The following is a 17,154-nucleotide window of genomic DNA, read 5'->3' on the forward strand; positions in this document are numbered from 1 at the left end:
TAGGACCTCGAAGCGGGGACGGGCAGTGCTGCGTGGATGACGCCCGACAGGGCGTCGAGGTCGGCTTCGTAGAAGAACCCCACCCAAGGGTCTGCGGGCTCCTGCGCCCTGGCGAAGGCGTCGTAGGCCCTGGCGAGGGATTCCCCGGACCGCTTGCCGTCACCGAGGACGGCGTAGGCCCACGCCACGTTCGCGCACATCAGGGCCACGGTCCGTTCGCACCCGGAGTCCTGGGCGGCGATCTGCCCCAGCTGGAGGAAGCGGAGGGCCTGGGGCGCGTGTCCGCGGTGTAGGTGGAGCCTGCCCATCCGGTACAGCACGTTGGCGGACAGGGAGGGCTCCTCGATGTATTGGGCCTGTTCCAGGGCCCGGGAGAGATGGGATGCGGCCGTGGAGTAGCGGCCGACATCGAAGCTCGCCCACCCGGCGAGGTTGTGCAGGTCAGCGATGGCGCGGCACATCTGGCGTCCGACATCCTGGGTCAGCTCGGTGGCCGTCAGAAGGCGGTAGGCGTAGGCGAGCTGCGTCATGATCGCGTTCAGGCATGAGCCGCCGCCGAGTTGGTAGTCGGTGGCTCGGAGCGTCTTCGTGGCGGTCGCCACCCGTGTGACGTCGACCGACGTCACACGAGGAGGAGCCGTGCCGCTGGAGCTGGGAACGTCCGGGCCGCTCCACTGCAGAGGGTCGATGTCGGCTGCTCCCATAGCGACCTGCGCGGACCGCGCGAGGAGCTTGGTCGTCTCGTCGCGCTCGCGATCGGCGGGCGTCGCGGGTGCTCGCGGAGCACCGAGTCCTTCGAGGAACCGACGGAACTTCAGGACGTCGCGTAGCTCACGCTTGCCGGAGAGCAGCTGCGAAACCATGGACTGGGACAGACCGGTCAGCCTTCCGATGGCCTCCTGGGACAGAGAGGTCCGTGCATGGAACAGGCGCAGAAGGGCGCTGGCGTCAAGCCGCACCAGGGCCTGCTGTGCTTCCGGGAGTTCCCACAGCCCTCTTGGTATGCAGCGGCACCTCTTCTTCGTACCAGCGCCTGAAGTGCGCATTTTCCCGCAGTTGGTGCAAATGTGCACGAATTCCCCTTTCCGGGTTCTCTCTTTTCCATGGAACAGGGAAAACCCGGAGAGGGCCAGTCCATCGAAGAGAACCATCACCAGCGTAATAGCACTCATCAGCGCTGATTATGGGGCCATGGGGTGCGCGGGCCGAAACTGGGCGTGTACCAGGGCTCCGCAGCGAAGGGCGAAGCCCATAACCGGGAGGCGGTGATCATCGTGGGTTGGCACGTCAGCGTCGACCGCGCCCAGTACGCCGCTGCTGAACGCCTCCACCGGCGTCACCACCGGTTGTGGTGGGTGATGTGGGCCCCCGGAGCGCGACGCTTCTTCGCCTTCTACCAGGGCGACGCCGACCTCGACCCCCTCTCCGACCCCTCCCCGGACGGGTTGGAGGCCCGGATCCGCCGCGCCCAGACGGTCATCGCCCGCACCCACCCCGCCTCCTACTGGCGCTGCCCCCGCTCCGGATGCGCCTGGACCTCCATCAACCCGGACGTCCACAGCCCCTGCCCGCTTCCACCCCACGCCTACCGATGACGACCTCCTCCGTATCTGAGCGCACCCCGTGCCAGGACCTGCCCGACCCGGACCGCATGTTCGGCAACGCCCTCCAGAAACGACGGGTCCGCCACATCTGCGCGCCCTGCCCGTTCCGTCCGACCTGCCTGGCCGACGTCCTCGCCTCGGGTGTGACGACCGGGCTGTGGGGCGGGGATGACCCACTCCGAACGCAGGATCCTGTTCCGCCGCCACCCCGACGTGGCGGACTGGTCCACCGCTCTGACCAGCCGCACCCCGGCCCTGGCCGGAAAGGAAGACCGAACGTGACCCCCGACCCCATGACCACCAGCACCCCGGCGCCGCTGACACCTGCCGAGGTGGCCGCCCTGTTCTGGGTGGACCCCAAGACCGTGACCAGCTGGGCGCGGGACGGCAAGCTCCCCAGTTTCCGCACCCCGGGCGGGCACCGCCGGTATCCGTCCAAGGAGGTCTACGCCCTCCGGACGGCCAACTTCACCGCTGCCCAGGGTTGAGAACAGACGCACGCTCCGCACCGAGGGGCGGACGACCCGGGCCGGGGGTCCTCCTCGGACCGGCCCCGCCGACACCAGACCACCAACCACACACGAGGCAAAGGAGCCAGTGGAATGGCCTCTCAGGGGAGTCGGGGACCACGGCTTCCCCGGCGACGACCACGCCGGGGACACGAGCGCGCCTGCGACGGCACCCCGCTTCTGCGCCCCTATGCCCGCCACGGAGAACAGGCCGCCCCCACGGAGATGGCGCACCGGCGCTTCACTGCTCGGCGGGACCACTCGGGGCTGGTCGTCCTGGGACGCATTGCCGTGGATCAGACCCGCGCCAACGCCCACGCCCACCTGGACGCGCTCACCTCCAGCCTCGACCCGTGGGCCGAACCCGTCGGCTTGGGCGAGCTCGCCCGGGAGATCCGCCGCTTGATCGATCACCGCCCCGACCTCGCACGACCCGCGGAGAACTCCGCGTGGTCTTCCCTGATCCCTATGGAGCAGGGCAAGGGCGAACAATAGAAGAAATCAGAGAATTTCGGTCGATAAGGGCTCGCGGGAATGCTGCTTCAGCGCTTCGGCCGCGTGCCATTCTCGACAGTGCAAACGCCGGGCCCCAAGCGGCCTGGCCGGAACTACCAGGCCAAAAGGAATATCGGTGACCGACACCACCGCCGAATCGGCGCGAGCCGCAGAGCTGCGCCATAAGCTTGCCGACAAGCTCGTCTCCGCAGGCACCATTACGACCAAGCAGGTGGAGAACGCCTTCCGTACGGTCCCCCGGCACCTGTTCGCCCCGGAGGCGACGCTGGAGGCGGCCTACGCCCAGAGCATCGTGGCCACCAAGAAGGACGAACACGGAACCACGATCAGCTCCGTCTCCGCCCCCCAGATCCAGGCCATGATGCTGGAACAGGCCCAGCTCGGCCCTGGAATGCGCACCCTCGAAATCGGTTCCGGCGGATACAACGCCGCCCTGATGGCCGAACTCGTCGACCCCGGCGGAGAGGTCACCACCCTGGACATTGACCCCGACGTCACCGAGCGGGCGCGCACCTTTCTCAGTGAGGCCGGGTACGACCGGGTGAATGTGGTGACCGCCGACGGCGAACAGGGCGACCAGGCACACGCCCCCTTCGACCGGGTGCTGGTGACCGCCGGCTCCTGGGACATCCCCCCGGCCTGGGCGAACCAGCTCACCGAGGACGGAATCCTCACCGTCCCGCTGCGGATGCGCGGCCTGACCCGATCGGTTGCCTTCGTCCGTCAGGGCGACCGCCTGGTCAGCCAGTCAGCGAAGATCTGCGGTTTCGTCACGATGCAGGGAGCCGGGGAACACACCGAGCGGTTGCTCCTGCTGCAGGACAGGGAGATCGCCCTGCGCTTCGACGACGAATGGCCTGACGACACCCACCTGTTGGACGGCGTGCTCACGACCGAGCGCGCACAGGCGTGGTCGGGCGTGACGATCGGACGAGGAGAAACGTTCGACACGCTCCAACTGTGGCTGGCCACCGCACTGGAGGGGTTCTGCCTGCTGGCGGTGGATCCCGAATTCGACACAGGAGTGGTCACACCGCAGAACCGGATGGCGTGCCCAGCGGTAGTGGACACCGGGAACCTCGCCTACCTGGCCATCCGCAACCTCGACAACGACTCAGGCGAGCCCGTGTTCGAGTTCGGCGCGCACGCCTTCGGGCCGCAGGCAAGCACTCTGGCCAAGACCATGAGCGAGGCCATCCAGGCCTGGGACCGCGACCACCGCGGCGGCCCCGGACCGACCATCACCGCCCACCCGGTCGACATCCCTGACGAGGACCTTCCCCAAGGACGCGTCATCACCAAGCGGCACTGCCGCCTCACGATCTCCTGGCCCCCATCGGCTTCACGGGCCAGGTAACCCCCATCCCTACCGAAGAGGAGTGAACTTCCATGGCAGTTCCCCAGACGGGCGCCCCGGCGTTCGCCGACGAGTTCTCGCTCGACATCCAGGTGGTCGAGGAGTCCACCCAGGTCCTTCCCGGCCTGCTGCGCAGTACCAGTGACAACTGCGGTTCCACGTGCGACGGGACCGCGTGCGTGTCCTTCGTCAGCGACCCCGCCTGACGAATCCCGGTGGGGTCGGGCAGGCGCACTGCCCGACCCCACCGGGGCCACCCCACCGCGAGCCAGTCAGGACCCCCGTGACCTCATCGAGAACAGACCACATCCTGTACAGCCAGGCGAGCACGCCCCTGATACGCGCGACGACCTGTCCGCCCGACCTCGCCTTCCCCGACGCCCCGGACCTGACGGGAGATGCCGAGGAGGTAGCCGAACAGGGAACACGGTGGCTGGCCCACGTGTGGCGCAACGAACTCTTCCGGGACGCGGTCGAGACCGCCAGCCCCGTCCTGGCCGAACAAGTTGGTCGGACGTTGACAGGACAGCGCCTCGAAGCGCGCCGCGTGCGCCGCCTGGTCCACTCGCTGGGCGCCTACCTGCTGCGCTGGAAGGGCAGGGCCACGCCGTTCGGCCTGTTCGCCGGTATCGCCGAGGTCCGAGTCGGAACCCGAACGCGAGTGGACTGGACGACAGACCACCTGGTGGCCACCCACCCCGACGCCGACTGGCTCGGTGATGTCATCGACCGCTTGGAACAACATCCGGCGCTCATGGACCTGGTGACGGTGGTCGCCAACAACACCACGGCCGTCCGAGGCGACCGGCTCGTGATCCCCGGGCTCACGTCCGGCGAGCGCCCTTCTGAGCTGGCACCCCTGGAGGTGTCGATCCGCCACACCCGCCCCGTACGCACCGCCATGGTCGAGTCCCGAGAACCGTTGCCCTTCGGCGACCTGGTCAAGGTCCTGACCGCTGACCACCCGCAGGCCTCCGCCGAGCAGATCCGCTCCCTTCTGGCCGACCTCGTGGCGCAGGGCTTCCTTCTCACCGGCCTGCGCGCGCCCATGAACGAACCCGATGCCCTCGGCCACCTATGCGCCCAACTGGAGCGGATCAGCGCCGACCGGCTTCCAGAGGTCGGCCGACTCGTCACCGAACTACGCCAGGTCCACCAGGACCTTCCACGCGGCCGGGGAGCCGCCGAGACGATCAGGCCACTCGTCGGCCGTATGCGCGCGATCAGCGCTACGACCCGTCAACCGCTGGCCGTCGACACCGTCCTGGGCGCGGACATCACCCTCCCCGAGGAAGTGCTCAAGGAAGCCGAAGCGGCCGTGTCCACCATGGTCCGCCTGACCCCGTACCCGTACGGATACCCCCGGTGGAAGGACTTCCACTCGCGCTTCCGCGAACGCTACGGTCCCGGGGCCGTCGTTTCCGTGACCGCTGTCCTCGCCGACACCGGCCTGGGCCTGCCCGCCGACTACCTCGGATCCCCGCACACCAGCACCCGCCCCGCACCCACCGACCGCGACCAGGTCCTGCTCGCCCTCGCACAGGAAGCGGCGCTGACCGGCCGGACCGAAGTGGCCCTGACCGATCAGCTCATCGACCAGATCCGTGTGGGCGACCCGGCCGACGTGGTGCCCCCGCCCCGGGTCGAGATGGCCTTCCAACTGCACGCCCCTTCACCGCAGGCGATGGATCGCGGAGACTTCCGGCTCATGGTCACCTCGGCACCACGGCCGGGGAGCAGCATGGCCGGACGGGCAGCCGGACTCCTCCCCGCCCCGGCGCGCGACCACATCGCCGACAGCTACACCGCGCACCCGGCGCCCGTGGTCACAGCACAACTGTCCTTCCCTCCCCGCCGCCGACGCACCGAGAACGTCGTCCGCACTCCCCGACTCCTGCCCACCACCATCCCCCTGGCCGAACACCACAGGCCGGGAGAAGACGTGATCGGACTGAGCGACCTCGCTGTCACGGCCGACGCCCGCCAGCTCCACCTCGTCCAGCTCTCCACCGGCCGCCGCGTCGAGCCGCGCGTGCCCCACGCCCTCGAAGCAGCGGCGCTCACACCCCCGCTGGCACGCTTCCTCACCGAAGTGCCCACCGGCCGCTGCGCCGTCTACCAGGCCTTCGACTGGGGCGCTGCGGCCTGCCTGCCCTTCCTGCCCCGCCTCCGCCACGGCCGCACCATCCTCACCGCCGCCCGCTGGAAGCTGTCCGCCTCCGACCTCCCCACCACTGCCGCGCCGCCCTCCCGGTGGGAAGACGCCCTGGAGGACTGGCGGGCACGCCTGCACGCCCCGGCCTCCGTCATCATGTGCAACGCCGACCTTCGCCTCCCACTGAACCTGGACCGTGCATTGGACCGGGCGTTGCTCCGCACACGACTGGACCGCTCCGGCAGCGTCAAGCTACGCGAAGCACCCGCTCCGCGAGCCCTCGGATGGATGGGACGAGCCCACGAAGTTCTCGTCGCCTTCCACCGGCCAACGCCTGCCCCGACCCGGACGCCCCTGCCGTCGACCACCGTCACCACCCGCACCGACGCCGGACAACTGCCAGGGTGCTCCTCCCTGGTCCGCGCCCAGATCCACGGCCACCCCGCCCGCCAGGACGAGATCCTCCTGCACCATCTTCCGCGCCTGGTCGACGGATGGGACGGGTTGCGCTTGTGGTGGTTCACGCGCCACCGGGACACCGCGCACCCCGACCGGGACCAGCACCTCGACCTGTACCTCCGCCTGCGCTCAGCACAGGACTACGGCAGGGCGATCACACGGGTCGGGGAGTGGGTTGCCGATCTGCGCAGCCACGGACTCGCCTCCCACCTTCAGCTCGCCACCTACCACCCCCAGACCGGCCGCTACGGCCACCAGGACGCGATGGACGCGGCCGAACAGGTCTTCGCCGCCGACTCCGCCGCCGCACTCGCGCAGACCGAACTCGCCACAGCCGCCGGCACGCCCGGCGAAGCGATCACCGCCGCAGGCCTCACCGACCTCTCCACCTCCTACGTCACCAGCCCCCACACAGCCGCGGAATGGCTGACCACCAACCTCCCTCGCCACCACCTGGGGCTGGACCGCGGAGTCCGCGACCAAGCCCTTCGCCTGGCCGTGCTTGACGGCGAAAGCGAGGCGCTCAACGCGCTTCCCGGCGGACCGAACGTGCTCCAGGCATGGGGACACCGACGCGTCGCGCTGGAGGCCTACCGTGCCCGCCTGTCCTCCCAACGCGACCCGGACCCGGTTCTGCGCTCCCTGCTGCACCTGCACCACGTCCGCGCCCTCGGCGTCGATCCAGACCGCGAACGCATCACCCACCACCTGGCCCGAGCCACCGCACTGCGCCACCTCGCACTCACCAAGGGGGCGAGGCGATGAACACCGGCACCGCGACCACCGACGGTCAGACCCAATCGCTGGCCAAGGGTGCCATCGGCACCGCGCTGCTGCACATCGAACGCGCCCACACCGGCACAGGCGACTGGCCGACCGCACACGCCAGGGTTCGGGACGCGGCCTCCGCTCCGATCATCGCGACCAGTGACGCGTGCCTGTACTTCGGAGCCCCCGCGCTGGCGTTCCTCCTCCACGCCGCCGAAGCCGACGGCGTGCCCCGCTACGCCACCGCCCGCACCCGTATCGACACCGCCGTGACGGCGCTGGCCCACCGCCGTCTCGACCGCGCCCACGCCCGGATCGACCGGGCCGAGCCCGCGGCCTTCGCCGAGTACGACCTCCTCCACGGGCTGACCGGAATCGGGGCACACCTGCTCCACCACGACCCCGACGATGACGCACTCGGCCGGGTACTCGCCTACCTCGTCCGCCTCACCGAACCGCTGCACGTGGACGGACACAAGCTCCCCGGCTGGTGGGTCCACCACGATCCCCAACGGGGCGCTTCCGGCCCATTCCGTGGCGGACACGCCAACCTCGGTCTCGCACACGGCATCACCGGACCACTCGCCCTGCTCGCCCAAGCGCTGCGCCGACAGATCGAGGTCGACGGTCAGCACGAGGCCATCGACACCATCTGCACGTGGCTCGACCGCTGGCGACACCCGGGAGAGGCCGGAGCGTGGTGGCCGCAGTGGATCAGGTTCGACGGGCGAACCGATCAGACAGGGCCGCTGAGACCGAGCTGGTGCTACGGAACCCCCGGGCTGGCACGCGCACAGCAACTCGCCGCCATCGCCACCGGCAACACCGCACGCCAACGGATGGCCGAGACCGCCCTCGCGGACTGCCTCGCCGACCCGAACCAGCTCGCCCGCGTCCACGAGCCCGGCCTCTGCCACGGATGGGCGGGCCTGTACCAGACCGCGACCCGAGCCGCCTCCGACGCACTCACCCCCGCCATCAGCACCCACCTGCCCTTCCTCCTCGACCAGCTCACCCAGGAAAAAGACGACACCGAAGGGTTCCTCGACGGCCACGCCGGAACCGCCCTGACCTTGGACACCGCCGAACGGGGCGCACCGCCGGTCACCGAATGGGACGCCTGCCTCCTGATCAACTAACACCAGCCACGACCGAGGAAGGAACCGCGCACGGTGGACACACCCGGTACCGAACACCCCCTCACCCGAGGAGTCCTCGACGTCCTCGCCGGAACCCCGACAGAGGAGGTGGCCACACTCGTAGGCCTGGCCCCCGGTGAGCTCACCGAAGCGGTCGAGACCTACACGACGGCGGGCAACACCGCCCTCCAGACCCGAACCGCGGACGACGGCTGGCACCAGGTCCACATCGAGTTCACCGAGTGGCGCAGCGCCGAGACCGTCATGGCCGAGCGGCTCCGACCCCGGCTCCAGCGCTCCGGTGCCGTGGACACCTGGTGGTTCATTCGCAAAGCACCCTGTTGGCGGCTCCGCCTGCGGTCCAGCTCCACAGCGCCCGACGCCGACACCGTGCTCGGAGGCATTCTCGAAGGCCTCCCCCGCCCAGGCACCTCCGTCCGATGGGCGCGGACCAGATACGAGCCCGAAGCGTGGGCCTTCGGCGGCACCGAGGCGATGCGCATCGCCCACAACCTCTTCCACACAGACAGCGCCTCGTTCCTCGACTACCTGTGCCACCACACGGCCACCATCGGCCGACGGGAGCTGTCGCTCCTCCTGCTCGGTGCGCTCCTTCGCGGCGCGGACCAGGACGAGTACGAACAGGGGGACGTCTGGCACCGCGTCACGCGCATGCGGCCCCTCCCCGCAGATGTCCCCCCAGCCCGCGTCACAGAACTGGGCGCCTACCTTCGCCGGTTGCTCGCCGCCCGGGCACTGTCCGAGGCAGCGGACAACCCGCTCGCGTTCGCCGCCCCCTGGGAGGCCGCGTTCACCTCCACCGGCCGCTACCTGCACGAGGCCGCACACACCGGCACCCTCCACCGGGGCCTGCGCGCCGTCCTCGCCCACCACGTGATCTTCCACTGGAACCGCATCGGCCTACCCGCCCGCACCCAGAGCATCCTCGCCCACGCGGCCCTCACGCTGACCATGGGCGTCGAACCCGCCGACGACCAGCGGTACGGCCCATGACCCACCCCGAACCCGCCCCCGAAACCGCAACCAGGATGCAGACCGCACACACCCGCGCCCGCGCAGCCCTTGACGTCCACCGTGAGCCGGATTCCCCCGAGACATGGGGATGGCGCGGAAGAACCCTGAGCCAACCCGTGGCCACAGGGGATGGCCCCGCATGGCTGCGCTTGGCCAGCGCGCCGAACGACCAGCGCGTCGACACCTTCTGGAACGGATCTATTGACGCCGAGGACGCCATCCCCGTGACGGTGCCCCGCCCCCGGCTACGCGCGGTGCATGACTGGCAGGAAGGACGGTGGTCCTACCGGGCTGAACTGTACGACCGAGCTCCCGTCCGGGCCGCTTCGCGGTCAGCGGTGCTCAGTACGAACCCGAACGTGTGCCCGCACTGGTGGAACGATCTGCGGAGCACCTTGGACGCGATCTCGACCGTACGGACAAGCCGACTGACCGCCTTCCAGCCGTTCCTCGACCACGCCATGCCCCGCTACCTCGGCACCCCTGTCGACACGCGTGCCCCGTCCTGGTCCACAGCGCACGGAGACCTCCACTTCGCCAACCTCGGTGCGCCCGCCTTCCACCTCTTCGACTGGGAGGGCTGGGGGATGGCGCCAGCAGGCTACGACGCGGCCATGCTGCACAGCTACAGCCTTCTCGTGCCCATGACCGCGGCACGGATCCGCGCCGAACTCGCGCACGTACTGGACACCCCGGCCGGCCGGTTCGCTGAGCTCGCGGTCATCACCGAACTCCTGCACGGCACGGCGCGCGGAGACAACACCGAACTCCGAGAACCCCTCAGAAACAGGGCTCAGCACCTGTTGGGGCGCACGCTGACCGAAACGTGATCGCAGGTAGAGGCCAGATGCCCGTCTTCTTGAAGGAATTGACGTCACCACCTCTACCCCGCCGCCATCGGCATCCCCCGAACCGCCGCGACGGTGGGGCCAGGAGGGCACCGCCATGAGCGACCTGGTGTTCTTTCGGACCGACGCCGCTCACATGGTCCCCTACCCCGCCCCCGCTTCGGGGGCTGGTGACTTTTCCGAACTGTGGGGTTGAAGGTTCTCGCTCACCCAAGCGAACATCGACCAGTCTCACCAGGGCGGACGCCCATTCCCGAGGCGGTTTGGGTGAATTGTGGACGCTTGTGTGGATTCGTGGGTGAGAAGCACAGTTCCGAGGGGCGCGCGACTTCGGGGCCATTGACACTCGCCCCGAACCATACGAGCAGAAGGGCCAGCCCCGACGCGGGGCTGATCAGAAAAGAAAAGGGGTGCCCCGGACCGGTGACGCAAACACCGGTCCGGGGCGTGATTCCCACCTGATGTAGCAGGAGGAAATCGTGGAAAAGTCTAGCGGTCGACACCGCAAACGCCGCCAGGGATGGGGCGCACAAGTGTGCTGGCTGCTCGGGGCGGTGCTCGCCGCCCTGCTTTGCAGCCCAACGAGCCGAAGCGGCGTACGGGCGGCTGAGCTCACCCGGCCGTTGCCGTCGAGGCGGCCACGGAAGAGTCCGGCGCCTGTCTCGCAGCGGTCAGCGGGCGGGGCACAGAGGGAGGTCTCCCGGACCAGGGAAGCAGGGGACCTCGTTGGAGCGGTTCCTCGTCCACGGGCGCCGTACGCGGGGCGGCGCGGGTGGTGTGTGGACGACGAGGGGGTGCGCGGAGTGCGCCCTTACCTCGTCCGTGAAGAGGACCGCGTCCTGCGTGTGCACACCCGGCCACCTGTACGGGCGGACCGTTGCGAACGTGTCACCGCCGATCGCGGGCAGGCGGCGGGGCCGGGCGCCGGTTCGGGAGATGGCGGTGGGGGCGAGTTCGATGAGCTGGCCCGGCTGGTGCGCCGTTGGCAGGCCATCACTGCCTGACGGGTAACGCCGCTCGCTCGGGGTGGTGTTGACCGTGGACGCGGTCAGCGCCACCCCGGGCTGCCTTTCGTCCACCCGGTGTTTTCGCGGGTCAGCTATGCGACATCGGCAGTCGGTGGTTCTCTTCACATTTTTCGTCACGGCGAGTATCTGGAAAGGAGTTGTTTGACTACTCTTCGTGTGGCTAGTGTCGCTCTCCGAGGGCTCCGGGTGGTCCGCGAGCCAGCAGGTAGAGCGGTGGTGCGGTGTGCGTGCGTCGACGGTGTACTGGATGGTGGCGGGCACGGTTGCGCTCGCGGGATGCGCGACGGCTGAGAGCGATCCCGCGGACGAGTCGTCGCGCACACCTCCCACACTGGTGACACCTCCCAGCCTGCCACCGGAAGAGCTGGCCCTTGACGCTTACCGCGGTATGTGGGCCGTGGTGGTCGAAGGTTCCCACGACGGAGCGCTCGACCACCCGGATCTACCGGACTACGCCTCGGGGCAAGCGCTCGAACTCGCCTCGGCGATGTTGACCGGAGTCGAGGCCACGGGTGAACCCTTGTTGTCACCGGAGGTGGTGGACATCGACTCCGAACCCTCGCCACGGGAGGTGTGGGTCGAGGACTGTGGAGAGGATTCCGGCTGGCTGGTCACCGGGCACGAGGGCACAGCGCGCACCGAGTCCAGGTTGATCAAGGCCACGGTCCGCTACGCACCGGAGCCAGGGCGGTGGAAGGTGGACGAGTTGTGGATGGGGGACTACGGGTCATGCTGAAGGCTGGACGTGCGGGGGCCTCCTCCCCGGCCGTGGGGTTGATGGCTGTAGTACTCGTGAGCCCGGCGGCTCACGCCGACACCGACCCCAACTTCTGGTCCGGAATCGACTGCGGCGAATCCTCCTGCGAAGTGAGAGCCCACACCCCCGGCAGAGGCCCGGAGGTGTCCGGGCACGGACACGGCGACGGTGAGAACGCGGTGGAGGAGAGCGGACCGTCGTGTGTGGTGGCGGATCTGGAGTTCGAACAGTCCGGGCAGGAAGGGCCCCAGCAACTCCCTTCCGGTTTGGCTGAGTGCACGGCGTCTGCGACCGGTGGCGGGGGTGGAGCTTTCAACCCTGGGGTGGTGGCGGAGCAGGCACGGGCGATGATGCGTCTGCCCGAGCCCGAGATCGGTACCGCGCCGGCTCCGGACAAGGTGAGGTTCGTGAACCTCCCTTCCTGGATGTGGATCGACGAGGCCGATTGGAAGCCGGTGTCGGCGACCGCGTCGGTGAGCGCGGGGTCGGTGACGGTGACCGCGACCCCGGAGAGGGTGGTGTGGGACACCGGGGACGGCCACGAGGTGGTGTGCGAGGTGGCCAGAACCGTCTTCTCACCCGAGGTCTACCGCGAGGAGGGCTCGCCGGACTGCGGCCACACCTACACGACTCTTCCTCCGGGCGGGGCTGGGGCGGAGGTGGACCTGGTCGCGGATTGGGAGTGGGAGGTGTCCTGGGCCGCGAGCGACGGCCGGGGCGGAGGGCTGGCCCCGTTGACAACGAGTTCGTCGGTGTCCGTGCCGGTGAGCGAGATCCACTCGGTGGTCACCGATATCAGGTGAGGATTGCTCCGTCTGGTCCTTGACGTTGGTGCGTGGAAGGGGTGTCCGGTTTGCCCTGGGCCTGTGACTCCGCCTGTGACTGGGCCTTTCCGGGGGCCTGTGACTCCGCCTGTTCCTGGGCCCGTGGCAGGGCCGCTTTGATCGGCCCACCCCATGGGCGTTATCAGTGCAGGTGGGAGCCGCTTCGGGTGGGCCGTTGGGAAGCCAGACTTATACCCAAGTGGGTAGTCCTGTTCACGTAGGCGGGCGGGCCCGCCCCCGCTTGTCGGGGCGGGCCCGCCCGCCTACGCGTACCTTGACCTGGGCCCGCCTGCGCCTGTCTCCCTCTTCCGCTGCGTCTCCTTCCTGACGGCCTGATTTCTCCTTTCTGCTACGTGCAGGGTTCCCCTGGTCAAGAATCCATGGAAGGCGGGTTTTTCTCCTCCTGGGTGGCATTCACGAATCATTTATGCGAAGAGTCGGCCTGGCGTGATCGAGGTGGTCGGAGTGCTCTCGCCTGTCGGGTGGAAAGGCGCGGATTCATGCTCCTGCAAGGAGTGTAGGTGTGCTCTTCTCGCGACGTTGCGAGGAGGCGAGAAGGCGGGGTGTGAACCTCCACTGAACCCGAAGTGAACCCCTGGGCCAACGCATGGGCCGCCGCCCGGGCCGACGGGTGGGCCGCTCTTAGCTGGCCCACCCCTGCTTGTGCTTCTGCGCAGTTCAGCGGGCATGCGGGTGGGCCAGTGGCCGTCCAGACTTATACCCAAGTGGGTAGTCCTCTTCACGTAGGCGGGCGGGGCGCCCTCGCTCAGGGGCAAGCTCGCCCGCCCCGCCCGCCTCCACGGGCGCTCTACTCGTGTTGGACACCCCCCTTCTTCGTCTCTTATCTGATGAAAGACTTTCGTCTTCATTATGAGAGACAAAGCTGATCCCTTGATCCTGTGCAGGCTCCGAGATCGCCCGGTCCCGAGCGCTGTATAACGGCACTCTCTGTTGACTCCTGCCGCGTATTTTTTGTTGCCCAGCCTCGCGCTTGACACGGTCTCGTCTGCCAGCGGTACGAGGCGACGGAGGTCGAGCCGGATGAGGTTCTGATGCGGGTGTCGCATTTTCGTTGAGTGCGTCTTCATAGGAGTTCATCAGGGCGAAGAGGCCCAAGACGGCGTCATGGGAGGGGTCGAGGCGTGGTGATGAGGAGAAGCGTCGCTCTGGACCGGGGCGGTTCGGGGCGGTGTTCAGACCCATGGGGTGGTTCCGGGGTGGGGGCGGGTGGTGTGGGGCTGTCAGCGCCCCGACGTCGGCCTCGCTGTGCGGTGACGCCTCAAAGGGCCTGGGGCGTGCCGGTCGGCGCGGACGGGCCGGGTGGTGGGCTCGGTGGGGTTCGTGTCGTTGACCCCTGGATCGGCCCTGGTCGGAGCGGCGGCAGAAACAGGGCCACATCGGGCGTATCGGACGGTCTGGTGGGGTTCTGTGCCCATTGGACGACGTTCCTGCCGAATCCGCTTGCACTTCTCTACGAGGTCGAGCGTGGATGCGTGGTGCCCCGCCACACGCGGGGCCGCACACCGTATCCGCACAGTTCAGAGGGGGCGGGGAGGTGGAACGGGTGGGTGTGAGTACCCCGGTCACCGTGGCCGAGGTCGGCTCGCTGCCGGTGGTCCTGGAGCCGGTGACGGCCGGACGGATGCTCGGTCTGGGACGCACCACCACTTACCGGCTCCTGCGTCAGGATTCCTTTCCCGTTCCTGCTCATCGGGCCGGAAGAGCCTGGATGGTGCCTACCGCTGGAGTGCTCGCCTACCTCGGACTGCCGGTGGTCATCGGGTGTGGTGGGTGCGGTGTGCGTGGAGATCGAGACGAAGGTGAGGCTGCGCATGGCCGCGCGTGAAGGGTCCACGTTCAAACGGTGCGGATGCCGCGACGAGAACACCGACAGGGCGCTGGGGGTCAAGTGCCCACAGCTCAAGCGCAGGACCGGAGGCTGGAATCCAGCCCATGGAGCGTGGGCGTTCCAGTACGAGCTTCCCCCGACCAGTGAGGGCGGGCGTCGCCAAGCCCGACGGGTCGGCCTGGCCTCCCAGGAGCAGGCCCGTCAAGAACTGGAGCACGTCAAGGCACTCATCGCCCTGGCCGAGAGGGATCCGGTGGTGGAGGTGCAGATTGCCGACCTGGTTCAGGCGGCGTTGAAGCAGCGCCGACCACTTCCCAACCTCGAGGAGGTGCGTAGGCGGGTTGCGATGGCGGTGGACGTGCGCACTGAACCACCCGCCCTCGCCGCGTGGCTGGCCGAGTGGTTGGAGGGCAAGCCCGACCTCGCCGCGGGAACCCGGGCCTCCTACGCCGGGCACATCAACAAGTACCTCTCACCCCATCTGGGCCGGCTGCGGGTGGACAAGCTCCAGGCCCGCCACGTCGAGGCCATGTTCAACCTCATTGAGGAGACCAACACTCACATCCTGGAGTGCCGTGAGTCCGAGGACGCGAAGATACGGGCCTCGGTGCGCGGGCGGCGGGTGATCTCGCTGTCCACCAAGCACCGCATCCGCGCCACGCTGCGCAGTGCCCTGTCGGAGGCGGTGCGCCGCCCGGATCTACCGGTGTCGGTGAACATCGCCTCGCACGTGCGGTTGCCGTCGTGTCCGAGGAAGCGTCCGCTGGTGTGGACACCCGATCGAGTCCGCCAGTGGAAGAAGGACGGAACGGTACCGGGAGAGGTGATGGTGTGGACCCCGGAGCAGACCCGCGCCTTCCTGGCCCACACGAGGAAGCATCCGTGGCTGTATCCGATGTTCCATTTGGTCGCGGTCAAGGGCCTGCGCCGGGGCGAAGCTGTGGGGCTGCCGTGGTCCAACACTCGGTTGACCGATGGGCAGGTCGATATCCGCGTTCAGGTGGTGCAGTTGGCGTGGGAGACGATCACCTCCACGCCGAAGAGCGCGGCGGGCCAGCGCACGATCGCTTTGGACGCCGACACCATCAAGGTGTTGCGGGCCTGGAGGAGGTTCCAAAATGAGGCGCGGCTCAAGGCCGGTACGGGGTGGGTGGACAGCGGCTTGGTGTTCACCCGCCAGGATGGTTCGGGGTGGCATCCGGGGCAGGTCAGTGACTGGTTCTGCCGGATCGTCAGGGCCGCGGGGCTGCCGCCGATCACGTTGCACGGGCTTCGCCACGGCGCGGCTTCGCTGGCGTTGGCGGCGGGCACGGACGTGAAGGTCGTCTCGGCCGAGTTGGGGCACGCGACCACGCACTTCACTCAGGACACCTATCAGACGGTGTTCCCGGACGTGGCCAAAGCGGCGGCTGAGGCCACCGCCGCGCTGCTCCGCGGCAGCTCGGCTCCGGTCGGGTAGCCGGACCGGCGAGCACACCAGGAGCCACACGGCACCATCAACCCCAGGCCGGCCCACGGGTTCGCCCCTGCTGGCCTGGGGTTTCCTCCTGCCCCGGGCCGACAACCGATCGGATCAAAGGTCCCCTGGGTCGTTAAGCAGCATCGACGCTTCTTGCCGCTCGAACGCGGGCGTTCAGCCAGATCAAAGACACAGGCGAGGTGCCGAACGCTTCCAGGTCGCACCCATCCACCGCCCGCACGTGGGCGAAGCGCTACCGTGAACACGGCGAAGCGGGCATGGGCGACCGCTCGAGCCGCTCGCACCGCTCGCCCCGGCGCACCCCCGCCCGGTGCGAGCGCCGCGTCATCAAGCTCCGTGTCTTGCAACGGTGGGGGCCGGCCCGCATTGCCGGGCACCTGGGCATGCACACCTCCACCGTGCACCGGATCCTGACCGACAACGGGGCCTGCTACAAGTCCCGTGCCTGGCGCGAGGCGCTGGCCTCCCAGGGCATCAAGCACAAGCGCACCCGCCCCTACCGGCCCCAGACCAACGGCAAGGTCGAACGCTTCAATCGGACCCTGGCCGAGGAATGGGCCTACGCCCGCCCCTACACCTCAGAGGCCCAACGGCGGGAGGCGTTCACCGGATGGCTGTACCACTACAATCACTGTGAGACTTGGGGTGGCTGGTCTGGGACTGGCCGGTCAGAGTAGATGTCGGCCGCTCCGGCCCAGGTCGTGACCCATACAATCGCTGGCCCCGCCTGGGTGCCCTTCGGTGGACTTGTCCGTCCTGGAGCCGGAGCGGCCGACGCCGCCCTGGCCCACCTCGGTGTCCTGATCAGGAGATTGCCCGACCGTCA

13 protein-coding genes and 2 pseudogenes are annotated in these 17,154 nt (G+C 68.8%); 14 read left to right on the top strand and 1 reads right to left on the bottom strand.

The window, feature by feature from the left end; genetic code table 11:
* On the bottom strand, window positions 1-959 hold a 959-nt coding region (locus tag FYX01_RS22635; RefSeq protein ID WP_150244678.1), incomplete at its 3' end, for a helix-turn-helix domain-containing protein.
* Between the two features lie 306 nt (window positions 960-1,265).
* Between FYX01_RS22635 and FYX01_RS22640 the strand changes: the two genes are divergently transcribed.
* The 14 genes and pseudogenes from FYX01_RS22640 (at window position 1,266) to FYX01_RS22710 (ending at window position 17,005) form a co-directional block, all read left to right on the top strand.
* Complete coding sequence (locus tag FYX01_RS22640) at window positions 1,266-1,595, top strand: hypothetical protein (RefSeq protein ID WP_223830602.1); 330 nt, start codon at window positions 1,266-1,268, stop codon at window positions 1,593-1,595.
* A pseudogene (locus FYX01_RS27320) lies at window positions 1,592-1,759 on the top strand (WhiB family transcriptional regulator); the annotation flags it as partial. The gene FYX01_RS22640 and the pseudogene FYX01_RS27320, both read left to right, overlap by 4 nt.
* Window positions 1,760-1,882: 123 nt before the next feature.
* Entirely contained in the window at window positions 1,883-2,092 is a 210-nt protein-coding gene (locus tag FYX01_RS26870; RefSeq protein WP_394350503.1) for a BldC family transcriptional regulator, read from the top strand.
* Between the two features lie 312 nt (window positions 2,093-2,404).
* The gene (locus FYX01_RS22655) at window positions 2,405-2,608 is read left to right on the top strand and encodes a hypothetical protein (protein WP_150244681.1); all 204 of its coding nucleotides are present in this window, start codon (window positions 2,405-2,407) and stop codon (window positions 2,606-2,608) included.
* Between the two features lie 136 nt (window positions 2,609-2,744).
* Window positions 2,745-3,986, top strand: coding sequence for a methyltransferase, FxLD system (gene fxlM / locus FYX01_RS22660; RefSeq protein ID WP_150244684.1), 1,242 nt, complete (start codon window positions 2,745-2,747; stop codon window positions 3,984-3,986).
* 32 nt (window positions 3,987-4,018) lie between these two features.
* On the top strand, window positions 4,019-4,192 hold the full coding sequence (locus FYX01_RS22665; protein ID WP_150244687.1) for an FxLD family lanthipeptide: 174 nt from the start codon (window positions 4,019-4,021) through the stop codon (window positions 4,190-4,192).
* 77 nt (window positions 4,193-4,269) lie between these two features.
* Window positions 4,270-7,365, top strand: a complete 3,096-nt coding sequence (locus FYX01_RS22670; RefSeq protein ID WP_150244690.1) for a lantibiotic dehydratase — start codon at window positions 4,270-4,272, stop codon at window positions 7,363-7,365.
* A complete protein-coding gene (locus tag FYX01_RS22675) occupies window positions 7,362-8,507 on the top strand; it encodes a lanthionine synthetase C family protein (protein WP_150244693.1) in 1,146 nt (381 codons plus the stop codon). Before FYX01_RS22670 ends, FYX01_RS22675 begins: the two co-directional genes overlap by 4 nt.
* 33 nt (window positions 8,508-8,540) lie before the next feature.
* On the top strand, window positions 8,541-9,521 hold the full coding sequence (locus tag FYX01_RS22680) for a thiopeptide-type bacteriocin biosynthesis protein (RefSeq protein ID WP_150244697.1): 981 nt from the start codon (window positions 8,541-8,543) through the stop codon (window positions 9,519-9,521).
* A gap of 137 nt (window positions 9,522-9,658) precedes the next feature.
* Window positions 9,659-10,372, top strand: a complete 714-nt coding sequence (locus FYX01_RS22685) for an aminoglycoside phosphotransferase/kinase family protein (protein ID WP_223830603.1) — start codon at window positions 9,659-9,661, stop codon at window positions 10,370-10,372.
* 1,269 nt (window positions 10,373-11,641) lie between these two features.
* Window positions 11,642-12,154: a hypothetical protein gene (locus FYX01_RS22690; RefSeq protein WP_150244702.1), complete on the top strand. Its 513-nt coding sequence runs from the start codon at window positions 11,642-11,644 to the stop codon at window positions 12,152-12,154.
* 347 nt (window positions 12,155-12,501) lie between these two features.
* On the top strand, window positions 12,502-12,978 hold the full coding sequence (locus FYX01_RS22695; RefSeq protein WP_150244705.1) for a hypothetical protein: 477 nt from the start codon (window positions 12,502-12,504) through the stop codon (window positions 12,976-12,978).
* A gap of 1,853 nt (window positions 12,979-14,831) precedes the next feature.
* Window positions 14,832-16,307 (top strand): tyrosine-type recombinase/integrase, encoded by a 1,476-nt coding sequence (locus FYX01_RS22705; RefSeq protein WP_150244708.1) that lies wholly within the window; start codon window positions 14,832-14,834, stop codon window positions 16,305-16,307.
* Window positions 16,308-16,449: 142 nt separating this feature from the next.
* Window positions 16,450-17,005, top strand: a pseudogene (locus FYX01_RS22710) (integrase core domain-containing protein).
* Window positions 17,006-17,154 lie beyond the last annotated feature (149 nt).

Origin of the sequence: Nocardiopsis quinghaiensis (assembly GCF_008638365.1) — a bacterium.
Lineage (GTDB): Bacteria > Actinomycetota > Actinomycetes > Streptosporangiales > Streptosporangiaceae > Nocardiopsis > Nocardiopsis quinghaiensis.

Coding starts and splice junctions, on each gene's coding strand:
- FYX01_RS22665 (WP_150244687.1), top strand. CDS start 4,019: ATGGCAGTTCCCCAGACGGGCGCCCCGGCGTTCGCCGACGAGTTCTCG.
- FYX01_RS22675 (WP_150244693.1), top strand. CDS start 7,362: ATGAACACCGGCACCGCGACCACCGACGGTCAGACCCAATCGCTGGCC.
- FYX01_RS22705 (WP_150244708.1), top strand. CDS start 14,832: ATGGCCGCGCGTGAAGGGTCCACGTTCAAACGGTGCGGATGCCGCGAC.